Source organism: Psychromonas arctica DSM 14288 (genome assembly GCF_000482725.1).
In the GTDB taxonomy this organism is placed as follows: domain Bacteria; phylum Pseudomonadota; class Gammaproteobacteria; order Enterobacterales; family Psychromonadaceae; genus Psychromonas; species Psychromonas arctica.
Genome location: NZ_KI519478.1, coordinates 107,208 through 129,589, shown reverse-complemented (window position 1 = coordinate 129,589; position 22,382 = coordinate 107,208). Strand labels below are relative to the sequence as shown.

Sequence of the window (22,382 nt, the reverse complement as noted above, 5' to 3'; positions counted from 1 at the left end):
AGCTTACTTTTAAGATCACACTCCTCAATATTTCATATCATAAGAGCGATATAATAACCTCCTGTATTTTATGGCTCTTAATGCTATTTTTCTCCTTTTAAAGGTAACTTATGCGATGCCCCTCGCGAATTCGATGGACCTTATTGTATTTGCCTTGCTCAAAAATAAAGCATCTTTATACTGAGGATCGTATGTAATATAAGCAAGTGGTCATGAAATACTTACTATTTACAACATCATGCTCATCTTTTTACCATTTTTAAAGTTACTGTGAATTGTTAATTTTTATGCCCTGAGGGTGTTTATTGACTCCTTCAGGAAAGCATTTTTATTATTTTTATGGCTGTTTTAAAGCATAGAAATAATGCTGGAGGTGGTTAATGAAAGAAAGACTCGCGATTATTGAAGGTTGGCGTAGCCCATTCTGTAAAGCCGGTACGGAATTCAAAGGCATGCAGGCAGATCAATTAGGGGCGGTTGTTGTCCGCGAGGTGATGGCCAACTCGGTACTAGACTATGCGGATATTGATGAAGTGATCATGGGCAACGTTGCTCAACCAGGTCATGCGGCGAACATTGCCCGAGTGATTGCATTACAGGGCGGGTTTCCTGTTTCCACTAGTGCATATACCGTCAATCGCAATTGTGCCTCAGGCATGGAATCTATGACTACTGCTGCCAATAAAATATTGGCTGGAGAAATTGACACCGCATTGGTTGGTGGCAGTGAATCTATGTCTAGCGTGCCACTTCTGTATAGCCCTAAAATGACTAAGTTCATGATGCAAATGATGTTTGCTAAAACACCGATTGCAAAACTCAAACTCCTATCTCAATTTCGTTTATCTTTTCTGAAGCCTGTGATTGGTATTGAACAAGGTTTAACCGACCCTGTTTGTGGCTTAAACATGGGGCAAACGGCAGAGGTGCTTGCTAAAGAATTCGCTATTACGCGTGAACAACAAGATCAATTTGCTTTAAATAGCCATCAACAAGCGATAAAAGCGCAACAATCTGGCAAATTCGCCGATGAAATTATTAGCGTTGCAATTGCGCCTAAGTATCAGCATATGCAGCATTTAGATAATGGCCCTCGTGATAATCAAACCCTTGCCGCTCTGGCTAAGCTACGCCCTTATTTCGACCGCCTAGCTGGGAGTGTTACGGTTGGGAATGCGTGTCCTATTACCGATGGTGCGGTTGCGTTTACTGTGATGGCTGAATCGAAGGCAAAAGCCATGGGATTAACACCATTAGGTTATTTAACTGATTATAGTTATGCCGGATTAGCAGGAAATAGAATGGGCTTAGGTCCTGCCTATGCTACTGCTAAGTTATTAGATAAATCAGGTTTGGCACTTTCTGATTTTGATTTGGTTGAATTAAATGAAGCATTTGCGGCTCAAGTGATTGCCAATCAATGTGCCTTTGAGAGTAAAGCATTTGCTCAACAATATTTACAAAGAACGCAGGCATTGGGTGAGTTAGACCCGAACAAGTTAAACGTTAATGGCGGTGCTATTGCTTTAGGGCACCCAGTAGGCGCAACCGGGGGACGTTTAATTTTAACTCTGCTACATGAGCTTAGACGTCAAGGGTTACAGCGTGGTTTAGCAACCTTATGTATTGGCGGTGGGCAAGGTGCTGCATTAGCGTTGGAGGTGGAGTAATGAAACACATTCACGTACAAAAAAATGATTGGTTAATCCGCGTTACTTTTGATTTACAAGATCAAAAGATTAATAAGCTCTCATCTGATGTAATGCAAGAGCTAGATTCTTTGCTAGGGGACATTAAATCTTCACCACAGCAAGTTGTTAGCTTTGAAAGCGCTAAAAACAATATTTTTATCGCAGGGGCGGATATCCAAGAGCTACAAAAAATTGATAGCCCTGAAATGGCTAAGGAAAAAGCACGCTTAGGGCAAGAAATTTTTAATCGACTCGATGCCTTACCACAAACAACGATTGCAATTATCGATGGTGCATGTGCTGGTGGTGGCTGTGAGTTAGCTTTAGCCTGTGATTTTCGTTTAGCCTCAGATAACCCAAAAACTAAAATAGGCTTACCAGAAGTTAAATTAGGCATTATTCCTGGTTGGGGAGGCACGCAACGTTTACCACGTTTGATAGGGTTACCCGAGGCTCTGGCTATTATACTGCCGGGTAAGCTAGTTAGTGCAGAAAAGGCATATCGTATAAAACTTGTTGATCAAGTGGTTTCATCTGCGCAATTTAATGTGCACGTTGAACAGTTCTTAGAAAACCTCAAACAGAAATCCTTTCAAGTAAGCCTATTAAAAAGAAGACAACCTAAAAGCCCCTTACAAAAAGTGACTGCCTTTGCGATGCAGACGCATCCTGCTCGCTTGTTGATCCTGAAGAAGGCGCAACAGAATGTAATGAAAACCAGCAAAGGTTTTTATCCTGCACCACTCGCAGTGCTCGACGTATATCGTAACAAATGTAGTTTTGAAGAAGGCTTAAAACGAGAGTTAGCGGCTTTTTCAGATTTAGCATCAACGGCTATCTGTAAACATCTTATCGGTTTATTTTTTCTCAATGAACAAGTTAAAAAAGAACAATCTGAGAGTTATCCACAAAATGTAGAATTACCTACTTCAGGCGCGGTGATCGGTGCTGGCGTGATGGGCGGGGGCATTGCTTGGTTAATGAGTTATAAAGGGTTGTCGGTTCGTGTTAAAGATATTAACTGGGCATCTATTGAACTCGGTTATCAGCAAGCTGCCAGCTATTTTAGTCAGTTACAAAAGCAACGTCTTATTAAACAAGGTGAGATTGACTATGCAATGAATCGGATTGGTGGTTCATTGCAGTTTACTGGCTTTAATCGGGCACACGTTGCCATTGAAGCCGTTGTTGAAGTGATGTCGGTTAAAAAACAGGTATTACAAGAGGCGGAGGCCGAGCTGCCTGAAGATAGTTTGCTTTGTTCTAATACTTCGGCGCTATCGATCACTGAAATGGCTTCGGTGTTAGCGCGTCCTGAGCAGTTTTGTGGTATGCACTTTTTTAACCCAGTTAATCGAATGCCGTTAGTAGAAATCGTGAAAGGTCAGCAAACCAGTGAGCAAACCATTGCCAAAGCGATTGCTATTAGTAAGGCGTGGGGGAAAGTACCGATAGTGGTTGGCGATTGTCCGGGGTTTTTGGTTAATCGTATTTTATTACCCTACTTAAATGAAGCTGCTTATTTATTACAGGAAGGAGCTGATATTGAAAAGGTGGATTTGGCGATTAATAGTTTTGGTATGCCGATGGGCCCCTTCCAATTAGCCGATGAAGTGGGCATTGACGTTGGTTATAAAGTCGCTGCCATTTTACAAGACGGTTTTGGAGAGCGGATGACGGTGGCCCCTGTACTGGAACATATACATGATAAGTTGAAATTATCGGGTAAAAAAGGGGGGCGAGGTTTTTATCATTATAAAAATAAACAGATAGAAGTTAACGAATTATTGTATCAAGCAGATTGTGTCGCTGACAGTCAAGACTTTAGCGATCAAGACATAATTGATCGTTTGATGTTAGTGATGGTCAATGAAGCTGCTCGATGTCTTGATGAGGATATCGTGACTAATGCGGGACAATTAGATCTTGCCATGATAATGGGAACTGGCTTTCCAGCGTGGCGAGGCGGTTTATGCCGTTGGGCAGATAGCATTGGTTGTGATGAAGTGGTGAAACGCTTACAGAAATTACATCAACAAGTAGGGAACCGTTACGAAGTTGCTCCTTATCTGTTGAAATGTGTCGAACAGGGGCATGGTTTCTATCATTAAGTTTATTTAATGTTGAAATATATTTTAGGTTTAAGTAGAGAAACGATTGCACTTATTACTTGGATTCATGAGTAAATAGTAATGGCTGTTACCCCACTATTATTAATGGATTAACAGCCATTACTTGAGTGAGTTAGTTGAATAAAGAGCTAATAACTCATTGTAAGCGATAAAATTGTTCCACTATTTGATTGGCTGGATAGTAAGTAGTTAGTTAAGGAGCTATTATGAGTTTTCCTGAAGATAAAAAAGTAGTGATTGATACCTCTAAGATGAGCGATGAAAAAGCCTCATCGTTAAACCTTACCGAAGCGGCACGTGAATCTGTGTGGCAGCACCCTAGTTTTGCTAAATCCTTATTTATGGGGGAGTTTAAATCTGATGCTATTTTCCCTTTCCCAACTCAAACCGCAGAAGATAAATTAGTTGGCGATCAATTGGTAGAAAAAGTAGGCATAGTGTTAGCCGATACTTTAGATGCTGATTTGGTTGATGAAACGCGTACTATCCCCACCGAAGCGATGCAAGCTCTGGCTGGAATAGGGGTGTTTTCTATGAAAATCCCTAAACAGTATGGCGGTTTAGGTCTATCGCAAGTTAACTACAATCGTGTACTTATGGCTATCGCCAGTCATTGTGGATCTACCGCTGTGCTCGTTTCAGCCCACCAAAGTATCGGTGTGCCACAACCGATTAAATTATTTGGAACAGAAGAGCAAAAACAACGTTTTTTACCGCTTTTTAAAGATGGTGCTATCTCTGCATTTGCCTTAACTGAGCCTAGTGTAGGCTCCGATCCTGCACAAATGGAAACAACCGCCACCTTAAATGCCGCCGGAACCCATTATCTTATTAACGGTGAAAAACTCTGGTGTACCAATGGATTGATTGCGGATTATTTGGTTGTGATGGCCTGCACGGCGCCTAAAATAGTTGATGGAAAAGAGGTTAAGCAAATCTCTGCTTTTATCGTAAAAGGAAAAAGTTCTGGGATCACTATCAAACATCGTTGTGATTTCATGGGTATCCGCGGTATTCAAAATGGCTTAATTGAATTTAAAAACGTGGAAGTCGCTGTGGAAGATAGAATTTTAGAGGAAGGGCAAGGACTAAAAATAGCATTAGCAACCCTAAATACCGGTCGTTTAACGATTCCCGCTGCGAGTACTGGTATGGCCAAGCAGTGTTTAAATATGACTCGTCGTTGGGGAGGAAAGCGTGTGCAATGGGGCTCGCCTATTGCAAAGCATGAGAAAGGTTCAAATCGTATTGCCTATATCGCGGCGACTACTTTTGCGATGGAAGGCGTTACTTGGATAACCAGTTTTATGGCTGATAAGGGCGATGTGGATATTCGTATGGAAGCTGCAATGGCGAAGCTATTTTGTAGTGAAATGGCATGGAGTGTGATGGACGAAACGGTGCAAATGTTTGGCGGTAGAGGTTATGAAAAAGCCAGTTCATTAAAAGCCCGCGGAGAGTTACCTTTCCCAGTGGAGCGCATGTTACGTGATTGTCGTATTAATCGTATTATTGAAGGCACCACTGATGTTATGGAGTTATTTTTAAGCCGTGAAGCGTTAGATACGCACTTAACTTTGGCTTCTGACCTTATTAAACCAGGCGCTGATTTCACTACTAAGCGTGATGCTGCTTTTAAACTGTTTAAAGAATATGCCTCTTGGTACCCATCACAAATCATTAATAAAGAGTTTATTACACAATTTACTCTCAGTGGCACTTTAGCCGAACATGTTAATTATTGCCAACGTAGCTCACACCGTTTAGCGCGTGTTCTATTTGAACAGATGTTGTTACATCGTGAAAAACTTGAGTTGCGCCAAGAAACGCTAGGTCACTTAATGACCATTGGTTGTGAATTGTTTGCAATGGCAGTAACTTGCTCCTATGCAAAAAACCAAGTTGCGCTCGGTCATGAAAATGCGACTGCATTAGCGGATCACCATTGTGTGCTGGCAACGGAAAGGGTAGAAGCGCATTTTAAAGCATTATCTACTCCACAGCGTAGCACCGCTAAAGCAATTGCTGAAGATATTTTGAGTGAACAGTATCAATGGTTGGAAGCTGGTATTTACCCTATTGCTGAGGGAGAATAATTGCTATGCGCGATCGTCCTACATTGGAAAAACCTAGTTCTTCTTTTTTGTTATCAGGATGGTTGATCCAAATTATTGAAAAATTTACCAAGTCTTCTGTTTCTGCGGAGGGGGTTGAGTACCTAAGTAATAACCCTACTCTGTTTGTTGTTAATCACTTTACGCGTATGGAAACGGCCTTGCTACCACAGGCGTTGTATAAGTTTAACGGGCAAATGGTGCACTCGCTTGCTGACAGCTCGTTATTTGTAGGTAAGTTTGGCAGTATTTTAGAGTCTGTTGGTGCGCTGCCTTTAAATTTACCCGGGCGTAATGAAAAAATCATCTCAGAGTTAATGCGTGGTACTTATAATTGGGTTATTTATCCTGAAGGTGCGATGGTTAAAAATAAAAAAGTAGTGGATAAAGGGCGTTTGTCGATGCAAATATCCGATGCAACGGCACGTGCCCCGCACACTGGTGCTGCAATGTTAGCGTTACAAACCTTTCTTAAAAAAGAGGATTATAAAAAGGCAATTATAGATAATAACGAAACATTAATTAGTTACTATCAAGAAACCTATAGCTTGCATGGCCCGTCGGACCTGTCTCCCTTAGATTTACATATTGTACCGGTTAATATTAGTTATTACCCACTTCGGCCAGGTAAAAACTTGTTATCTTCGGGGGCTCAGCTTTTTTTCAAGGATATTCCTGATTTTGTGGAAGAAGAGCTTTTAGTAGAGGGCAACATTATTCTGGAAGAGTGTGATATTTCGATCTCCTTTGGGCACGCAATTGATTTACGACGCTTTACTAAACCATACCGACGCTTCTTTGCATTACTCAGTCCTTTTATTTCTCCTGCTAAACGCATGGATTATTTAATGGGAGCAATGCGCCACCGATTAACTAATGAGTTTATGTTAAGGGTGTACAGTAGCCTGACTATTAATATGGATCATCTAGTAGCAACAGCATTACGTTTTGTTCCGGCGCAGGGGATCAAAGAGTCTGACTTCAAAAAAGTTATCTATCTTGCCATTATTAATATTAAAGAGAACAAACAGCGCCGTGTTCATCAAAGTTTATCGGAAGGGGTGATCAACCTTGTGTCTGGTGAACGCTATGGCCCCTATGAGTTAATCATTAAATTAGTGTTGAATGAACAAGCCGCGACTATCGAAAATGGACAAATCATGGTTAATCATGAAAAATTTGCGATGCCTTACTCTTTTCATCGCATGCGTATCGAAAGTACCGTTAGTGTGCTTGCTAATGAATTTGAAGTAATGACTAAATATGTGAAGCATATAAAGCGACTGATTGCGACATCACCTAAAAAATTATCTTTGCAAGTGTCAGCTCAAGTATTGAAAACAGATTGTTGCTTATTTGAAGATGAACGTATGCGGTCTTTTGACCGTTTACATACAAAAAGTCGTGATATTGGTAAACCCCAATATTTATCGGGTAAAGCCAACCAACCTGGGATCATCTTAATTCATGGTTTTTTAGCCTCACCAAAAGAGATGGAAGCCTTGGGACAAAAACTTAATGAATTAGGTTATGGAGTATATTTGGTACGTTTAAGTGGTCATGGTACGTTATCCAAAGAGATGCGAAATTGTACGGTTAAAGGTTGGTTAGAATCTGTTAATCGTGGCTATGCTGTTTTATCTCATTATCATCAAAAGGTTGTTGTCGTTGGTTTTTCAGCGGGCGCTTTATTGGCGTTGATTAAAAGCTGTGCAAATGTCGATAATATTGCCGGGGTAGTGGCAATTAATCCGGCATTAGTCTTAAAACAAAAATCAGTGTTCTTTTCTTCTTTATTAGATAGCTGGAATAATATGTTAAGCAGCTTTTCCATGGAAACTGGCACTATCAAATGGGTAGACAATGAGCCTGAATGTTCTGATAGTAATTACGACCGAATATACATTGCAGGGTTGAGGCAACTACTTTTATTGCAGGATAGTTGTAGAGAGCATTTAGAACGCGTTATTTTACCATTATTAGTTATTCAAGGAAGCAACGACCCAACTATTGATGTGGATGGTGCGGAGGAAATAATAGAAAAAGTATTGAGTAAAGATAAGCAATTACACAGGATCAATACGGATCATCACGTTATTGTAAGAGGGAAGCGGGCAGAAGAAGTGTATAGGCCTCTATTGGACTTTATTAAAAAAGTAACAGAGCCCTATTATTAGGTTAAGTGAGGTATTTAGACTTTATAAAAAAGTATGACGTTGCTTGTCTAAATTAAGTACTTTGCCGTTATCAGTATCAAGTTCAACACCTTCTTCTTGCAATAAAGTTATTTTCTTTTCTGTACCTAATGCATACTTTCCTATAGCACCGTTACTATTAACTACACGATGACAAGGCACAATAATGACATCAGGATTATTAGCCATTGCATTACCGACTGCTTGATAAGCTTTGCCACCTAGACGATGTGCAATATCTGCATAAGTGACCACCTTGCCTTTTGGTATTTGGCGTAGCAGGTCATAGCATTGTTGGTTAAAAGGCTTATTTGAATCCATTGACCTCTTGCTCCGTTAAAAAACGAGACTCACCGAGTGCTAGGTTATGATCCAATTCTACATTGCCTATTTGTTCTCTGTGTAAGGTTGTCACAAAGTTGCCTACCGCAGCAAACATACGTTTTACTTGATGGTATTTCCCTTCACTGATGGTTAACAACACCTCATGATCTGAAAGCACTTGTAGTTTTGCTGGTAAACAAGGATTCGTTTCACTTTTTAATTGAATACCTTCTGCAAATAAAGCAACGGCTTCATCGTTGATTGGGTCTTGTAGCGTTATGCGGTAACGTTTCTCACATTTTTTACGTGGGCTAGTAACTTGGTGCGACCATTGACCATCATCTGTGATTAGAATTAAGCCCGTTGTATCAGCATCTAATCGTCCGGCAATAAACACATTCTGCTTTTTTTCTATATCGATTAGGTTTAATAAGCTTGGCATTTGTTCATCAACATTAGAGCTAATATATCCTTGCGGTTTATTAAGCATAATGTAGCGAAACCCTCGGATTGTGAGCACTTTGCCTTTAAGCTCAATAATATCGTTAGCATCTACTTTATAAGAGCCACTACGTAATGTGCCTGTTTGATTACTGATCAAGCCTTTACGGATTGCACTTTTTGCTTCGCTACGTGTTAATTCTGTTGATTCACAGATAAATTTATCGAGTCTCATTATATTGTGTATTCTCTTCGGTCGTCGTGGTTTTTGTAAGTAAATCGCAGATACAGTTTTTTAAAAAAGTTTGCGCCTGTTTTTGTCCGCTAAATTGATGTGTTTGGACGATACTTTGCCAACTGTGATTTTGAATAATTTTTTCAATCACACACCTTTGTTGTTGCTGAGTTAAACCCTTTAGCGACGTAGTATGTAATAACTCAATTAAAAGGTATTCAACATTCTCATAACCGCGATGCGCATTAATATAAGCTGATAATGATTGCTTTATATTCTGAATTGACTTGGTTACTACTATTTGTGGCCATAAAATTGCCACTAAGGATGCGTCTAATTGGTTAAGTTGTCGACTAAGTTGTACTTTAACCTGTTTATGGAAGTCAGTCTGTATTTGATGATGTAATTCTTCACCTTGCTGACTTAAAGGTAAATTAACCATCAATGAGTGTTGTCCGCTACTTTTATCTTTGCGGGTGCCAATGCGTAATACTTGTAACTGATTTTTTAACCAAAAACGCAGTAAATAGTCGCTTCCAGCAAAACTAGCGGATAGGTGATCAAATGCGTGCGTTGTTGCCCAATCAACTATCCAGTTTAATAATTGGCTACCAAAGGATTGTTGCTGCAGATCGGGTTGTACAGCAATGCGCTGTATACGAGCGAAACGTTGAGTAGCAGCAAGTTCGAATCCGCTATGGAAAGTCAGTGATTGCGCGATTAAGTGCCCAACAGGACGGCGCTTGCCTTGATAAATTTGTTCGCTAGTAATGTTATCAAGCCCTCCTTCATGTTTGACTAAAGCCACTGCTAATATTTTATCTTCTTGTTGCATTACAATCAGTGTTAAATCTTGATCGTTTAACAAAGCTACTAAGTCAGAAGGTTTGGTTTGATAATGGGCATTAACCAACAGCGAAAAAATTTGATTTAATAATGTACCTGATTGCAGTAATTCAGTTTTTTTGAGCACACGGATTTGAGTTTTCTGTTGGGACTCTAATATATGCATTGCCAGAGTCGATTCCATCAAACATAAACTACTCAAAGTAAAAGCTTCTACTGGATCATCTTTGGCCCAACGCACAGGCTGTTCAAGCTGGAAAGTTCGATACTGTGGTGAAATAAGCTTTAATTGTTGTAGAAAGCGTAGTGCAAATCCTCTCCCCGAACCTTCGTAACCAAATTGAGTCGTGGCAAATACAACACGAGAATAGCGTTGTGCAAACTGAGCTAACAGTTTAATGGGGATAGCTGCTGCTTCATCGATGATCAATAAGTCACATGCTGGCTGTTCTATATTCAATGCATCAGGTGCCATGAATTGTAATCGTTGTAAATTATTTGCTTCATTAATGGTTAATTTAGCGTGTTTGTATAAAGTAGTTACAGCTTGTTTACTCGGTGCACAAACAATAATCTTCATTAAGCCTTGATTAATTAATTTCGCTGCCGCCATACCAAGCGCTGCAGATTTTCCTCTTCCTCTATTTGCCGTTAATACTAAAGGACGTTTACGATGCCCTGTAACGGTTTTGATAATTTTGTGTATCGCGAGTTGTTGCTCTGGTATATCTAAATGTTGTAGTAATAGTGAGGAAGGTTTTGCAGTTCCGACTTGTGGCTGTGTATTTGCTATAGATTGATTTTCTAACAATATTGGAAATTGATGTCGTTTAAGCTGTTGTTGCATGTAATGAGAAAAACAATCTATTTCACTTTGTTGCTCTGGAAGTAATAAAACAATAACCGACCCTGCACAGACAGAGCCTTCAGCAGCCGCAAACATATTGGCATCAAATGTTTTGTGCATATTCAAAATTAATAAGCACACATCTTGGCCTAGCAGTGATTTAGCATCACTGCATGTAACAGATGAAGGGGCTTCTCCACACCATCGATAGGGAAGGGCGCTATGCTTGATAATACTCAGAGCTTGTTGCTGACACCAGAGCTCGCTCCCCTGTAAGCAGCATAACTGTCTGTGCGCAGATTTTTCTGCTATATGTTTACGTTGTTGGTAAAAGTTAATGGCAGCCGACACAGGAGATCCTAATAACAATAAAATGAGTATGGATTGCACGATAAGCATAAAATGTAACATAAAAAGAGAGTGTTAATACTAGCAACCACCGCTTTAACCTTGGATCCAAGTACAAATAATGTCAGACAGATCCTTTTGAATGTTTTTTAAACAAATAGGCAATAACTGCTTGCTTTAGTAAGTAGTTAATGTATTATACGCCCACTTGCCAATATGGCAGGTGGGTTTTTTTAACCCATAGCCAGATTTTGTTGTAAAACAGAATCATTGGTTATCAAAAATGTCTCCCAATTGGGGAGCTACTAGTTTGAATATACACTTGAGGTCTATCTAGGATAGGTTGTCAGGTGTATATTTGTATGTTGTATTTTTAACTAGGAGTTTTGGTCCATGCAGAACCAAAGAATCCGTATCCGCCTTAAAGCTTTTGATCATAAATTGATCGATCAATCAACGGCGGAGATCGTTGAAACTGCAAAGCGCACAGGTGCTCAGGTACGTGGTCCTATTCCACTACCTACTCGTAAAGAGCGTTTCACAGTACTGACATCACCGCATGTAAATAAAGATGCACGTGATCAGTATGAGATTCGTACTCACAAGCGCTTGATTGATATCGTAGAACCAACTGAAAAGACTGTTGACGCACTAATGAAGCTAGATTTAGCTGCTGGCGTTGATGTTCAAATCAGTTTGGGTTAGAGAGGAGTTATCGCAATGACAATCGGTCTAGTAGGTCGTAAAGTTGGTATGACTCGCATCTTCACTGAAGATGGTGTCTCTATTCCAGTTACAGTTCTAGAATGTTCACCTAACCGTGTTACTCAAGTTAAATCACTTGATACTGATGGCTACCAAGCTATTCAAGTAACTGCTGGCTCTAAAAAAGCAAGCCGTGTAAACAAGCCTGAAGCTGGTCACTTTGCGAAAGCAGGTGTAGAAGCAGGTCGTGGTTTATGGGAATTCCGCCTTGGTCAAGACGAAGGTGCAGATATTCAAGTTGGTGCTGAGCTAAGCGTTGAGTTGTTCAACGAAATAAACAAAGTAGATGTTACTGGTCAATCTAAAGGTAAAGGTTTCCAAGGTGCTGTTAAGCGTTGGAATTTCTCTATGCAAGATGCGACTCACGGTAACTCTATTAGCCACCGTGCTCCAGGTTCAATTGGCCAATGTCAAACACCTGGACGCGTATTTAAAGGCAAGAAAATGGCTGGTCACATGGGTGCTGAGCGTGTTACGACTCAAAACCTTGAAGTTGTACGCGTAGACATTGAACGCAACTTACTGCTCGTTAAAGGTGCAGTAGCTGGTGCGAAAAATGGCGACGTATTCATCAAACCTGCTGTTAAAGCATAGCCGAGGAGTTAGTAATGGAATTGGTATTGAAAGATGCACAAAGTGCTCTTGAAGTTTCTGACACTACCTTTGGACGTGAATACAACGAAGCCCTTGTACATCAGGTAGTCGTTGCATATGCAGCTGGTGCTCGTCAAGGTACTCGCGCTCAGAAAACCCGTAGTGAAGTTCGCGGTGGTGGTAAAAAGCCATGGCGTCAAAAGGGTACTGGCCGCGCACGTGCAGGTACAATCCGCAGCCCAATTTGGGTTGGTGGTGGTGTAACTTTTGCAGCTCGTCCACAGGACCATAGCCAGAAAGTTAACAAAAAAATGTATCGTGGTGCAGTGAGAAGTATTCTTTCTGAGTTAGTTCGTCAGGATCGTCTAATCGTTGTCGAGAAATTTACTGTTGAGGCTCCGAAAACTAAAGAGCTTGCAGCTAAATTAAAAGACCTGGATCTTAAAGATGTATTAATCATCACTGAAGAATTAGATGAAAATCTATTCTTAGCAGCGCGCAACTTGTACAAAGTTGACGTTCGTGATGTGCAAGGCATTGACCCAGTTAGCCTAATCGCGTTTGATAAAGTTTTAGTAACTGCTGATGCAGTGAAAAAGATTGAGGAGAGCCTAGCATGATCAGTGAAGCACGTTTACTGCAAGTTATTCTAGCCCCGCATGTCTCTGAAAAGGGAACTTTATCTGCTGAAAACCATAACACTATGGTGTTCAAAGTTGCAGGTACTGCGACTAAAGCAGAAGTCAAAGCGGCAGTTCAGAAGTTATTTGATGTTGAAGTTACTGGTGTTCGCACACTAAACGTGAAGGGTAAAACCAAGCGTTCAGGTCAACGTATGGGTCGCCGTAGCGACTGGAAAAAAGCATACGTTACTCTGGCTGAAGGTGCAGATATCAGTTTCGATGGCGCTGAGTAGAGGAATTATTTTATGGCTATTGTAAAATGTAAGCCTACGTCTCCAGGTCGTCGCCACTTAGTTAAAGTGGTAAATAACGATCTGCATAAAGGCAAGCCATACGCTCCACTTTTAGAGTCAAAATCTAAATCTGGTGGTCGTAATAATGGCGGTCGTATTACGGTTCGACATATCGGTGGTGGTCATAAACAACACTATCGTTTAGTTGATTTTAAACGTAATAAAGATGGTATCCCGGCAAAAGTAGAGCGTTTGGAATATGATCCAAACCGTAGTGCAAATATCGCACTAGTACTTTATGCTGATGGTGAACGTCGCTACATCCTTGCCCCTAAAGGCATGGTTGCTGGTGATATGATCCAATCTGGTGAAGATGCATCAATTAAAGCAGGTAACTGCTTACCGATGCGTAATATCCCAGTAGGTACTACAGTACATGCTGTAGAAATGAAACCCGCTAAAGGTGCACAAATTGCACGTTCTGCTGGTTCATACAGCCAAATTATAGCTCGTGATGGTGCTTACGTTACTCTACGTTTACGTAGTGGTGAAATGCGTAAAATCCCTGCTGAGTGTCGTGCAACAATCGGTGAAGTTGGTAATGCAGAACATATGCTACGCCAATTAGGTAAAGCTGGTGCTACGCGTTGGCGTGGTGTTCGTCCTACCGTTCGTGGTGTTGTAATGAACCCAGTAGATCACCCACATGGTGGTGGTGAAGGTAAAACAAGTGGCGGTCGTCATCCTGTTTCTCCTTGGGGTGTTCCAACTAAGGGTTACAAAACTCGTAAGAACAAGAAAACTGATCAGTATATTGTTCGTCGTCGCAATAAGAAATAAGTAGAGGTATCGCCATGCCACGTTCTCTCAAGAAGGGTCCTTTTATTGACCTACACTTGCTGAAGAAGGTAGAGAAAGCGGTTGACAGTAACGAGAAAAAGCCTATTAAGACTTGGTCTCGTCGCTCTATGATCATTCCTGATATGATTGGTCTAACTATCGCTGTCCATAACGGGCGTCAACACGTGCCAGTATTTGTAACTGATGAAATGATCGGTCACAAACTGGGTGAATTTGCACCAACGCGCACTTACCGTGGTCATACCGCGGACAAGAAAGCGAAGAAATAGAGGTAATTATGGAAGCTTTAGCTAAACATTTATATGCTCGTTCTTCGGCTCAGAAAGCGCGCCTGGTAGCAGACCAAGTACGTGGTCTTCCAGTAGAAAAAGCACTAGAACTTTTATCATACAGCCCTAAGAAAGCCGCTGTTTTGATTAAGAAAGTTGTAGATTCTGCAATTGCAAACGCCGAGCATAATGAAGGCGCTGATGTTGATGAGCTAGTTATCACAAAAATTTGTGTTGACGAAGGTCCAACAATGAAGCGTATCATGCCGCGTGCGAAAGGCCGTGCCGATCGTATCATGAAGCGTTCTTGCCATATCACAGTAGTGGTATCAGACAGGGGTTAAACAATGGGACAGAAAGTTCATCCTAACGGTATTCGCCTAGGTATCACTAAAGCATTTAGCTCTACTTGGTATGCAGGCAAAAAAGATTTTGCAGATAACTTATACAGTGATTTTCAAATCCGTAAATTCTTAACAGAGAAATTGAAAAATGCTTCTTTGTCTAAAATTACTATTGAACGTCCAGCGAAAAGCGTACGTGTGACTATTCACACAGCTCGTCCTGGTGTTGTAATTGGTAAAAAAGGCGAAGATGTTGAATTGCTACGCACAGCTATTGCTAAAATGGCGGGCGTTCCAGCTCAAATCAATATCTCAGAAGTTCGTAAACCTGAACTTGACGCAAAACTAGTAGCAGATTCAATCTCTTCTCAGTTAGAGCGTCGTGTTATGTTCCGTCGTGCTATGAAGCGTGCGGTACAAAATGCTATGCGTCTAGGCGCTAAAGGTATCAAAGTTCAAGTTAGTGGTCGTCTTGGTGGTGCAGAAATCGCTCGTGACGAATGGTATCGTGAAGGTCGTGTACCTCTACATACTCTTCGTGCCGATATTGATTACTCAACATCAGAAGCATTGACTGTTTACGGTATCATTGGTGTTAAGGTTTGGATCTTTAAAGGCGAAATTCTTGGTGGTTTACCACTTCAACAAGAAGAAGCGCCAGCTAAACCAAAACGCAAAGGTCGCGGTAAGTAGGAGAAATACGCTATGATGCAACCAAAACGTATGAAGTTCCGTAAAATGATGAAAGGCCGCAACCGTGGTCTTTCTAAAGGTGCGGAAGTCAGCTTTGGCGAATTTGGACTAAAAGCAACTGGTCGTGGTCGAATTACTGCTCGTCAAATCGAAGCAGCACGTCGTGCAATGACTCGTCATGTTAAACGTCAAGGTAAAATCTGGATCCGTGTGTTTCCTGATAAGCCGATTACCAGCAAACCGTTAGAAGTGCGCCAAGGTAAAGGTAAAGGTAACGTGGAATATTGGGTTGCTCAAACTCAGCCAGGTAAAGTTCTTTATGAAATGGAAGGTGTTCCAGAAGCATTAGCTCGTGAAGCGTTTGCTCTTGCAGCAGCTAAATTGCCAGTGGCAACAACTTTCGTAACTCGTAAGGTGATGTAATGAAAGCTAACGAACTTAAAGAAAAAAGCGTTGAAGAGCTTAATGCTGAACTTCTAAACTTATTACGTGAGCAATTTAACTTACGTATGCAGTTAAACACAGGTCAGTTAGAAAAGCCGCACTCAATCAAACAAGTGCGTCGTGACATTGCCCGTGTTAAGACAGTATTAAATCAGAAGGCAGGTGCGTAATGAGCGAAAAAAACACTCGTACTCTTCAAGGTAAAGTAATCAGTGCAAAGATGGATAAATCTATCGTTGTAGCTGTTGAACGTAAAGTGAAGCACCCGTTATACGGTAAATTCATGAAGCGTACTACAAAGCTACATGCACATGATGAAACAAACCAATGTAATGAAGGTGATATTGTACTAGTAAGTGAATGTCGTCCTTTATCTAAGACTAAGTCTTGGACATTGGCACAAATCGTAACCAAAGCATAACCTACTGTTTTCAGTAAGTTAAATTTGATTACATAAGCTAAGCGGTGCTCATTTTTTGAGTGCCGTTTTTTTAGACTATCTTTCTAATAAAGTTGGTGGTATGATGCCGCTCCCTGAAAATATGGGAACACGACTCATTAGAGAGTATCAATAGTAAATAGCGGAGCACTATAATGATCCAAATGCAAAGTGTGCTAGATGTCGCCGACAATAGTGGCGCTCGACGCGTAATGTGTATTAAGGTCCTTGGTGGCTCGCATCGCCGTTATGCAGCAATCGGTGACATCATCAAAGTTTCTGTGAAGGAAGCAATTCCTCGTGGAAAAATTAAAAAAGGTGATGTTCATTCAGCTGTGGTAGTGCGTACCAGAAAAGGTGTACGTCGTCCCGATGGTTCTGTTATTCGTTTTGATCGCAACGCTGCGGTTATCTTGAATGCAAACAACCAGCCAGTCGGTACACGTATCTTTGGCCCTGTAACCCGTGAGCTTCGAAATGAAAATTTCATGAAGATAGTTTCACTGGCGCCAGAAGTACTGTAAGGAACCGAAAATGGCAGCAAAAATAAAACGTGACGATGAAGTAATTGTTATTGCCGGTAAAGATAAAGGTAAAACTGGGAAAATTTCTCAAGTTTTAGCGAACGGTAAAGTAATTATTGAAGGTGTAAATGTTCAAAAGAAACACCAAAAGCCAAACCCACAAGCGGGTGTAACTGGCGGTATCATTGAACAGAATGCACCGATCGAAGTATCAAATGTTGCGATCTACAACTCGGCAACGAGTAAAGCAGATCGTGTTGGTTTTAGACTAGAAGACGGACAAAAAGTACGTTTCTTCAAATCTAATAATGAACTTGTGAAGTAACTGGAGTTTACGATGGCGAAACTGCATGATTTCTATAAAGACAACGTGGTGTCTGATTTGCAAAAGCAATTCGACTATACGTCTGTCATGCAAGTCCCTCGAATAGAGAAAATCACCCTTAATATGGGTGTTGGTGAAGCACTGGCTGATAAAAAAGTCCTAGAGCACGCTGCGTCAGATATGGCAGCAATCTCAGGTCAAAAGCCAATGATCACTAAAGCACGCCGCTCTGTGGCAGGCTTCAAAATTCGTGAAGGCTACCCGATTGGTTGTAAAGTAACACTACGTGGTGCACGTATGTGGGATTTCTTTGAGCGTTTGGTAACAATCGCTATCCCACGCGTACGTGATTTCCGTGGCCTGAATGCTAAGTCATTCGATGGTCGTGGTAACTACTCTATGGGTGTTCGTGAGCAAATCATTTTCCCTGAAATCGATTACGATAAAGTTGATAAAGTACGTGGTTTAGATATCACAATTACTACTTCAGCTAAGTCTGACGAAGAAGCACGCGCACTTTTGTCTGCGTTCAACTTCCCATTCCGTAAGTAAGGAGTTAGAAAATGGCTAAACAATCAATGAAAGCGCGTGAAGTAAAACGTGAGAAGTTAGTTGCTAAGTTCGCTGAAAAGCGTGCAGCATTAAAAGCAACAATTAACAATGTAAATACATCTGACGAAGATCGTTGGAATGCAGTGTTAGAACTTCAATCGCTACCTCGTGATTCAAGTTCAGTACGTCAACGTAATCGTTGTAACGTTACTGGTCGTCCACATGGTTATCTTCGTAAATTTGGCATGAGCCGTATTAAGGTTCGTGAGCATATGATGCGCGGAGAAATCCCTGGCCTGAAAAAAGCCAGCTGGTAATCAATTAATCACGGAGTAAATAGTTATGAGCATGCAAGATCCTATTTCGGATATGCTAACGCGTATTCGTAACGGTCAAGCAGCAAGCAAAGTATCTGTTAAGATGCCTTCTTCTAAGCAAAAAGTTGCAATTGCAACTGTGCTTAAAGCAGAAGGTTATGTTGCAGATTTCGCTGTTGCTGGTGACACAAAGCCTGAATTAGAAGTTACTTTAAAGTACTTCGAAGGCAAAAAAGTAATCGATACTATCAAACGAGTAAGCCGTCCAGGTCTTCGTATCTATAAAGGTGCAAATGATCTTCCTAAGGTTATGGCTGGTTTAGGTATTGCGATCGTTTCAACTTCTCAAGGTGTTATGACTGACCGAGCTGCGCGTAATGCAAGCATCGGCGGTGAGATCATCTGTTACGTATCTTAAGGAGTAATCTATGTCTCGTATAGCTAAGGCACCGATTACTGTTTCTGCTGGCGTAGAAGTAAAAGTAAATGGTCAAGAGATCACTGTTAAAAGTGGTAAAAGCGAATTAGTTCGTACTCTTAATGATGCTGTTATTGTTAATTTTGAAGATGGCGTGTTAACTTTCGTACCTGTTGAAGGTGTTAAAGACGCATGGGCACAAGCAGGTACTGCACGTGCTAACGTTAACAATATGGTTGTAGGTGTAACTGAAGGCTTCAAGAAGACTCTTCTTCTTCAAGGTGTTGGTTACCGTGCACAAGTTAAAGGTCAAGATGTAAACCTAACTTTAGGTTTCTCTCATCCTGTTGTATATGCATTACCAGAAGGTATTTCTGCTACGGCTCCAAGCCAAACAGAAATCATCATCTCAGGTTCTGACAAGCAACAAGTTGGCCAAGTAGCTGCAGAGATTCGTGCATTCCGTCCACCAGAACCTTATAAAGGTAAAGGTGTTCGTTACGCTGATGAAAACGTGCGTCGTAAAGAAGCGAAGAAAAAGTAAGGTAAGACACTATGGATAAGAAAGCATCTCGTCTTCGTCGTGCTACCCGCACACGTAAGAAATTGCAAGATCTTGGTGCAACTCGTCTTGTGATAAACCGTACACCTCGCCATACTTACGCGCAGGTAATTACAGCAGACGCACAAGTCGTAGCAAGCGCTTCTACATTAGAAAAAGAAGTAATTGCACTAGTTAAGAACGGTGGTAATAAAGAAGCAGCTCAACTAATTGGAAAATTAGTTGCAGAGCGTGCGGTAGAGAAAGGGATTTCTAAAATTTCTTTTGACCGTAGCGGTTTCCAATACCACGGTCGTGTTGCAGCACTAGCTGACGCAGCTCGTGAAGCTGGTCTACAGTTCTAAGGGTAAAGATTATGTCAAAAGTAGAATCTCAAACCGGTGATCTGAACGAAAAGCTAATCGCAGTAAACCGTGTTTCAAAAGTAGTTAAAGGTGGTCGCATCTTTAGCTTTACAGCACTAACAGTTGTTGGTGATGGTAATGGTCGTGTTGGTTTCGGCTATGGTAAGGCACGTGAAGTTCCAGCAGCTATTCAAAAAGCTATGGAAAAAGCACGTCGCAATATCAGCGAAATCCAATTAAAAGGTAACACTCTGCAGCATCCTGTTAAGGGCCGTCATTCTGGTTCTAAGGTATATATGCAACCAGCATCGGAAGGTACTGGTATCATCGCAGGTGGTGCAATGCGTGCCGTGTTAGAAGTTGTTGGTGTACAGAACGTACTATCAAAAGCTTACGGCTCAACTAACCCAATTAACGTTGTCCGCGCTACGATGGATGCACTAGAGAGCATGAACTCTCCTGAGCAAATCGCAGCTAAGCGTGGCTTAAACGTTAGTGATATTCTGGGGTAATTCAGCATGGCTACTAAAACGATTAAAGTAACTCAAACCAAAAGTGCAATTGGCCGTTTACCAAAGCACCGTGCAACATTAACAGGTCTAGGCCTGCGTCGCATCGGTCACACAGTAGAGTTGCAAGATACTCCTGCTGTACGTGGTATGGTTAATAAAGTTTACTATATGGTTAAGGTTGAGGGGTAATAATGAAACTTAATACTCTATCTCCAGCGGCTGGCTCTAAGCCTGCTGCTAAACGTGTAGGCCGTGGTATCGGTTCTGGACTAGGTAAGACAGGTGGCCGCGGTCACAAAGGTCAAAAATCTCGTTCAGGCGGTACTGTACGTCCTGGTTTTGAAGGCGGTCAAATGCCATTAAAACAACGTTTACCAAAATTTGGTTTCACATCTCGTAAATCTCTAGTTAGCGGTGAAGTTCGTTTGAACGAAATTGCTAAAGTAGAAGGCGATATTGTGACGCTTGAAACGTTGAAACAGGCAGGTCTACTAACAAACACAACTAAGTTTGCTAAAGTAGTTCTATCTGGTGAAATCTCTCGCTCAGTAACAGTACAAGGCCTTCGTGTAACGAAAGGTGCGCGTGCTGCAATTGAAGCGGCAGGCGGAAAAATCGAGGAATAATAGGTAATGGCTAAGAAACCAGGATTAGATTCAAAAGCGGCACAAGGAAGCAATTTAAGCGAACTTAAAACTCGTTTACTATTTGTTTTAGGCGCTATATTAGTGTTCCGTGCGGGCTCTTTTGTTCCAATTCCTGGTATTGACGCCGCTGTCCTAGCTGATCTTTTCCAACAGCAAAAGGGTACCATCATAGAAATGTTTAACATGTTCTCTGGTGGTGCGCTTGAGCGTGCTTCTATCTTTGCATTGGGTATTATGCCGTATATTTCTGCGTCTATTATTATCCAACTGCTTACGGTAGTTCATCCTCCTTTAGCTGAGCTAAAGAAAGAGGGTGAGTCTGGTCGTCGTAAGATTAACCAGTACACACGTTACGGTACTTTGGTATTAGGTACGTTCCAAGCAATTGGTATTGCAACCGGTTTGCCTACGATGATGCCCGGACTTGTTGAAAATGCAGGTCTGAGCTTTTACATCACGGCAGTTGTTAGTTTAGTGACTGGAACTATGTTCCTTATGTGGCTAGGTGAGCAAATAACTGAGCGCGGTATTGGTAATGGTATTTCTATCATTATATTTGTAGGTATTATTGCCGGGTTGCCATCGGCAATCGGGCAAACTGCTGAGCAAGCTCGACAAGGTGAAATTCACCTTCTAGTGTTATTAGCATTAATTGTTATCGTTTTTGCAACTACTGCGTTTGTAGTATTTGTTGAACGTGGTCAGCGACGTATCGTTGTTAACTACGCAAAACGCCAACAAGGCCGTAAGGTTTTTGCTGCTCAAAGCACTCACTTGCCATTAAAATTAAATATGGCTGGTGTAATTCCTGCAATTTTTGCTTCGAGTGTTATCTTATTCCCTGGTACTATTGCCCAGTGGTTTGGTCAGACTGAAGGTTTAAGCTGGTTATCGGATGTTTCTTTGGCGTTACAGCCAGGACAACCGTTGCATATGATGTTATATGCTGCTGCTATTATCTTCTTTTGCTTCTTTTATACTGCACTTACGTTTAATCCACGTGAAACTGCAGATAATTTGAAGAAAAGCGGTGCCTTTATCCCAGGAATCCGTCCAGGAGAACAAACATCACGTTACATTGATAAAGTGATGACGCGTCTAACATTAGCTGGTGCGTTATATATTACCTTTATCTGTTTGATTCCCGAGTTTATGATGGTTGCAATGAATACGCAGTTCTACTTCGGTGGTACGTCGTTATTAATTATTGTTGTTGTTATCATGGACTTTATGGCACAGGTGCAGACTCATTTGATGTCTAATCAATATGATTCTGTCTTGAAAAAAGCTAACTTGAAAGACTACGGAAAATAATTTTCTAGCTTGATAGTTATACTAACTACGGAGTGTTGCAATGAAAGTTCGTGCATCCGTTAAAAAAATCTGTCGTAACTGCAAAGTTATCAAACGCCACGGTGTGGTGCGAGTTATCTGCGTAGAGCCAAAGCATAAACAACGCCAAGGCTAATCTACAGAGATTTTGGATATATTAGCAGCTTAGGTGAATTTTTCATCTAAGCTGTGTTTTGTTTGCTAATTTATCATTTGTCGAGTATCCTACCGGGCTTTTCACAAATGAATCGTTAACTTTAAGGAGTGCATAGTGGCCCGTATCGCTGGCATTAACGTTCCTGATCATAAGCATGCAGTTATCGCATTAACTGCTATTTTTGGCATTGGCAA

The 22,382-nt window shown here is 41.2% G+C and carries 30 protein-coding genes and 1 pseudogene; 28 read left to right on the top strand and 3 right to left on the bottom strand.

What is annotated here, in order from left to right; genetic code table 11:
• Positions 1-380 precede the first annotated feature (380 nt).
• From H592_RS0114040 to H592_RS0114025, 4 genes are all read left to right on the top strand, one after another.
• Positions 381-1,670, top strand: a complete 1,290-nt coding sequence (locus H592_RS0114040; RefSeq protein ID WP_028869314.1) for a thiolase family protein — start codon at positions 381-383, stop codon at positions 1,668-1,670.
• Positions 1,670-3,802 (top strand): 3-hydroxyacyl-CoA dehydrogenase NAD-binding domain-containing protein, encoded by a 2,133-nt coding sequence (locus H592_RS0114035; protein ID WP_028869313.1) that lies wholly within the window; start codon positions 1,670-1,672, stop codon positions 3,800-3,802. The genes H592_RS0114040 and H592_RS0114035 overlap by 1 nt, the downstream gene beginning before the upstream one ends.
• A 227-nt stretch (positions 3,803-4,029) precedes the next feature.
• Positions 4,030-5,919, top strand: a complete 1,890-nt coding sequence (locus tag H592_RS0114030; RefSeq protein WP_028869312.1) for an acyl-CoA dehydrogenase family protein — start codon at positions 4,030-4,032, stop codon at positions 5,917-5,919.
• Positions 5,920-5,924: 5 nt separating this feature from the next.
• Positions 5,925-8,114 carry an alpha/beta fold hydrolase gene (locus tag H592_RS0114025; RefSeq protein WP_028869311.1) on the top strand — a complete coding sequence of 730 codons (2,190 nt, stop codon included), beginning with the start codon at positions 5,925-5,927 and terminating at the stop codon, positions 8,112-8,114.
• A gap of 21 nt (positions 8,115-8,135) precedes the next feature.
• On the opposite strand, the gene H592_RS0114020 is transcribed toward H592_RS0114025, so the two are convergent.
• From H592_RS0114020 to H592_RS22405, 3 genes are read right to left on the bottom strand one after another with little or no spacing between them, the layout of a single operon-like run.
• Positions 8,136-8,453, bottom strand: coding sequence for an MGMT family protein (locus tag H592_RS0114020; RefSeq protein WP_028869310.1), 318 nt, complete (start codon positions 8,451-8,453; stop codon positions 8,136-8,138).
• Positions 8,440-9,132 carry a pseudouridine synthase gene (locus H592_RS0114015; RefSeq protein ID WP_028869309.1) on the bottom strand — a complete coding sequence of 231 codons (693 nt, stop codon included), beginning with the start codon at positions 9,130-9,132 and terminating at the stop codon, positions 8,440-8,442. The genes H592_RS0114020 and H592_RS0114015 overlap by 14 nt, the downstream gene beginning before the upstream one ends.
• Complete coding sequence (locus H592_RS22405; protein ID WP_051369183.1) at positions 9,119-11,176, bottom strand: GNAT family N-acetyltransferase; 2,058 nt, start codon at positions 11,174-11,176, stop codon at positions 9,119-9,121. The genes H592_RS0114015 and H592_RS22405 overlap by 14 nt, the downstream gene beginning before the upstream one ends.
• 390 nt (positions 11,177-11,566) lie before the next feature.
• Here H592_RS22405 and rpsJ point away from each other — a divergent pair, with 390 nt between their 5' ends.
• From rpsJ to H592_RS23700, 24 genes and pseudogenes are all read left to right on the top strand, one after another.
• Positions 11,567-11,878 (top strand): 30S ribosomal protein S10, encoded by a 312-nt coding sequence (gene rpsJ, locus H592_RS0114005; RefSeq protein ID WP_025563085.1) that lies wholly within the window; start codon positions 11,567-11,569, stop codon positions 11,876-11,878.
• Positions 11,879-11,893: 15 nt separating this feature from the next.
• Positions 11,894-12,532: a 50S ribosomal protein L3 gene (rplC, locus tag H592_RS0114000; protein ID WP_028869308.1), complete on the top strand. Its 639-nt coding sequence runs from the start codon at positions 11,894-11,896 to the stop codon at positions 12,530-12,532.
• A gap of 14 nt (positions 12,533-12,546) precedes the next feature.
• On the top strand, positions 12,547-13,152 hold the full coding sequence (gene rplD, locus H592_RS0113995) for a 50S ribosomal protein L4 (protein WP_028869307.1): 606 nt from the start codon (positions 12,547-12,549) through the stop codon (positions 13,150-13,152).
• Positions 13,149-13,448: a 50S ribosomal protein L23 gene (rplW, locus tag H592_RS0113990; protein WP_028869306.1), complete on the top strand. Its 300-nt coding sequence runs from the start codon at positions 13,149-13,151 to the stop codon at positions 13,446-13,448. Before rplD ends, rplW begins: the two co-directional genes overlap by 4 nt.
• 12 nt (positions 13,449-13,460) lie before the next feature.
• Positions 13,461-14,288 carry a 50S ribosomal protein L2 gene (gene rplB / locus H592_RS0113985; RefSeq protein WP_028869305.1) on the top strand — a complete coding sequence of 276 codons (828 nt, stop codon included), beginning with the start codon at positions 13,461-13,463 and terminating at the stop codon, positions 14,286-14,288.
• Positions 14,289-14,302: 14 nt separating this feature from the next.
• A complete protein-coding gene (rpsS, locus tag H592_RS0113980) occupies positions 14,303-14,578 on the top strand; it encodes a 30S ribosomal protein S19 (protein ID WP_028869304.1) in 276 nt (91 codons plus the stop codon).
• 8 nt (positions 14,579-14,586) lie between these two features.
• On the top strand, positions 14,587-14,922 hold the full coding sequence (gene rplV / locus H592_RS0113975) for a 50S ribosomal protein L22 (RefSeq protein ID WP_025563079.1): 336 nt from the start codon (positions 14,587-14,589) through the stop codon (positions 14,920-14,922).
• A gap of 3 nt (positions 14,923-14,925) precedes the next feature.
• The gene (gene rpsC / locus H592_RS0113970) at positions 14,926-15,615 is read left to right on the top strand and encodes a 30S ribosomal protein S3 (protein WP_025563078.1); all 690 of its coding nucleotides are present in this window, start codon (positions 14,926-14,928) and stop codon (positions 15,613-15,615) included.
• A gap of 12 nt (positions 15,616-15,627) precedes the next feature.
• On the top strand, positions 15,628-16,038 hold the full coding sequence (rplP, locus tag H592_RS0113965; protein WP_025563077.1) for a 50S ribosomal protein L16: 411 nt from the start codon (positions 15,628-15,630) through the stop codon (positions 16,036-16,038).
• On the top strand, positions 16,038-16,229 hold the full coding sequence (rpmC, locus tag H592_RS0113960; RefSeq protein ID WP_028869303.1) for a 50S ribosomal protein L29: 192 nt from the start codon (positions 16,038-16,040) through the stop codon (positions 16,227-16,229). The genes rplP and rpmC overlap by 1 nt, the downstream gene beginning before the upstream one ends.
• Positions 16,229-16,480, top strand: coding sequence for a 30S ribosomal protein S17 (gene rpsQ, locus H592_RS0113955; protein ID WP_028869302.1), 252 nt, complete (start codon positions 16,229-16,231; stop codon positions 16,478-16,480). Before rpmC ends, rpsQ begins: the two co-directional genes overlap by 1 nt.
• A gap of 173 nt (positions 16,481-16,653) precedes the next feature.
• Positions 16,654-17,022: a 50S ribosomal protein L14 gene (gene rplN, locus H592_RS0113950; RefSeq protein WP_025563074.1), complete on the top strand. Its 369-nt coding sequence runs from the start codon at positions 16,654-16,656 to the stop codon at positions 17,020-17,022.
• Positions 17,023-17,032: 10 nt separating this feature from the next.
• Positions 17,033-17,347 (top strand): 50S ribosomal protein L24, encoded by a 315-nt coding sequence (gene rplX, locus H592_RS0113945; RefSeq protein ID WP_028869301.1) that lies wholly within the window; start codon positions 17,033-17,035, stop codon positions 17,345-17,347.
• 12 nt (positions 17,348-17,359) lie between these two features.
• Positions 17,360-17,899, top strand: coding sequence for a 50S ribosomal protein L5 (rplE, locus tag H592_RS0113940; protein ID WP_025563072.1), 540 nt, complete (start codon positions 17,360-17,362; stop codon positions 17,897-17,899).
• 11 nt (positions 17,900-17,910) lie between these two features.
• Positions 17,911-18,216 carry a 30S ribosomal protein S14 gene (gene rpsN / locus H592_RS0113935; protein ID WP_028869300.1) on the top strand — a complete coding sequence of 102 codons (306 nt, stop codon included), beginning with the start codon at positions 17,911-17,913 and terminating at the stop codon, positions 18,214-18,216.
• Between the two features lie 25 nt (positions 18,217-18,241).
• Complete coding sequence (rpsH, locus tag H592_RS0113930; RefSeq protein WP_028869299.1) at positions 18,242-18,634, top strand: 30S ribosomal protein S8; 393 nt, start codon at positions 18,242-18,244, stop codon at positions 18,632-18,634.
• Between the two features lie 10 nt (positions 18,635-18,644).
• Entirely contained in the window at positions 18,645-19,178 is a 534-nt protein-coding gene (gene rplF / locus H592_RS0113925) for a 50S ribosomal protein L6 (RefSeq protein WP_028869298.1), read from the top strand.
• 11 nt (positions 19,179-19,189) lie between these two features.
• Entirely contained in the window at positions 19,190-19,540 is a 351-nt protein-coding gene (gene rplR, locus H592_RS0113920) for a 50S ribosomal protein L18 (RefSeq protein WP_025563068.1), read from the top strand.
• 11 nt (positions 19,541-19,551) lie between these two features.
• On the top strand, positions 19,552-20,052 hold the full coding sequence (gene rpsE / locus H592_RS0113915) for a 30S ribosomal protein S5 (protein ID WP_025563067.1): 501 nt from the start codon (positions 19,552-19,554) through the stop codon (positions 20,050-20,052).
• Between the two features lie 6 nt (positions 20,053-20,058).
• On the top strand, positions 20,059-20,241 hold the full coding sequence (rpmD, locus tag H592_RS0113910; RefSeq protein WP_025563066.1) for a 50S ribosomal protein L30: 183 nt from the start codon (positions 20,059-20,061) through the stop codon (positions 20,239-20,241).
• Positions 20,242-20,243: 2 nt separating this feature from the next.
• Positions 20,244-20,678, top strand: a complete 435-nt coding sequence (gene rplO / locus H592_RS0113905; protein ID WP_028869297.1) for a 50S ribosomal protein L15 — start codon at positions 20,244-20,246, stop codon at positions 20,676-20,678.
• A gap of 6 nt (positions 20,679-20,684) precedes the next feature.
• Positions 20,685-22,013, top strand: coding sequence for a preprotein translocase subunit SecY (secY, locus tag H592_RS0113900; RefSeq protein ID WP_028869296.1), 1,329 nt, complete (start codon positions 20,685-20,687; stop codon positions 22,011-22,013).
• A gap of 40 nt (positions 22,014-22,053) precedes the next feature.
• Positions 22,054-22,167 carry a 50S ribosomal protein L36 gene (gene rpmJ, locus H592_RS0113895; RefSeq protein ID WP_011770886.1) on the top strand — a complete coding sequence of 38 codons (114 nt, stop codon included), beginning with the start codon at positions 22,054-22,056 and terminating at the stop codon, positions 22,165-22,167.
• Between the two features lie 135 nt (positions 22,168-22,302).
• Positions 22,303-22,382, top strand: a pseudogene (locus H592_RS23700) (30S ribosomal protein S13); the annotation flags it as partial.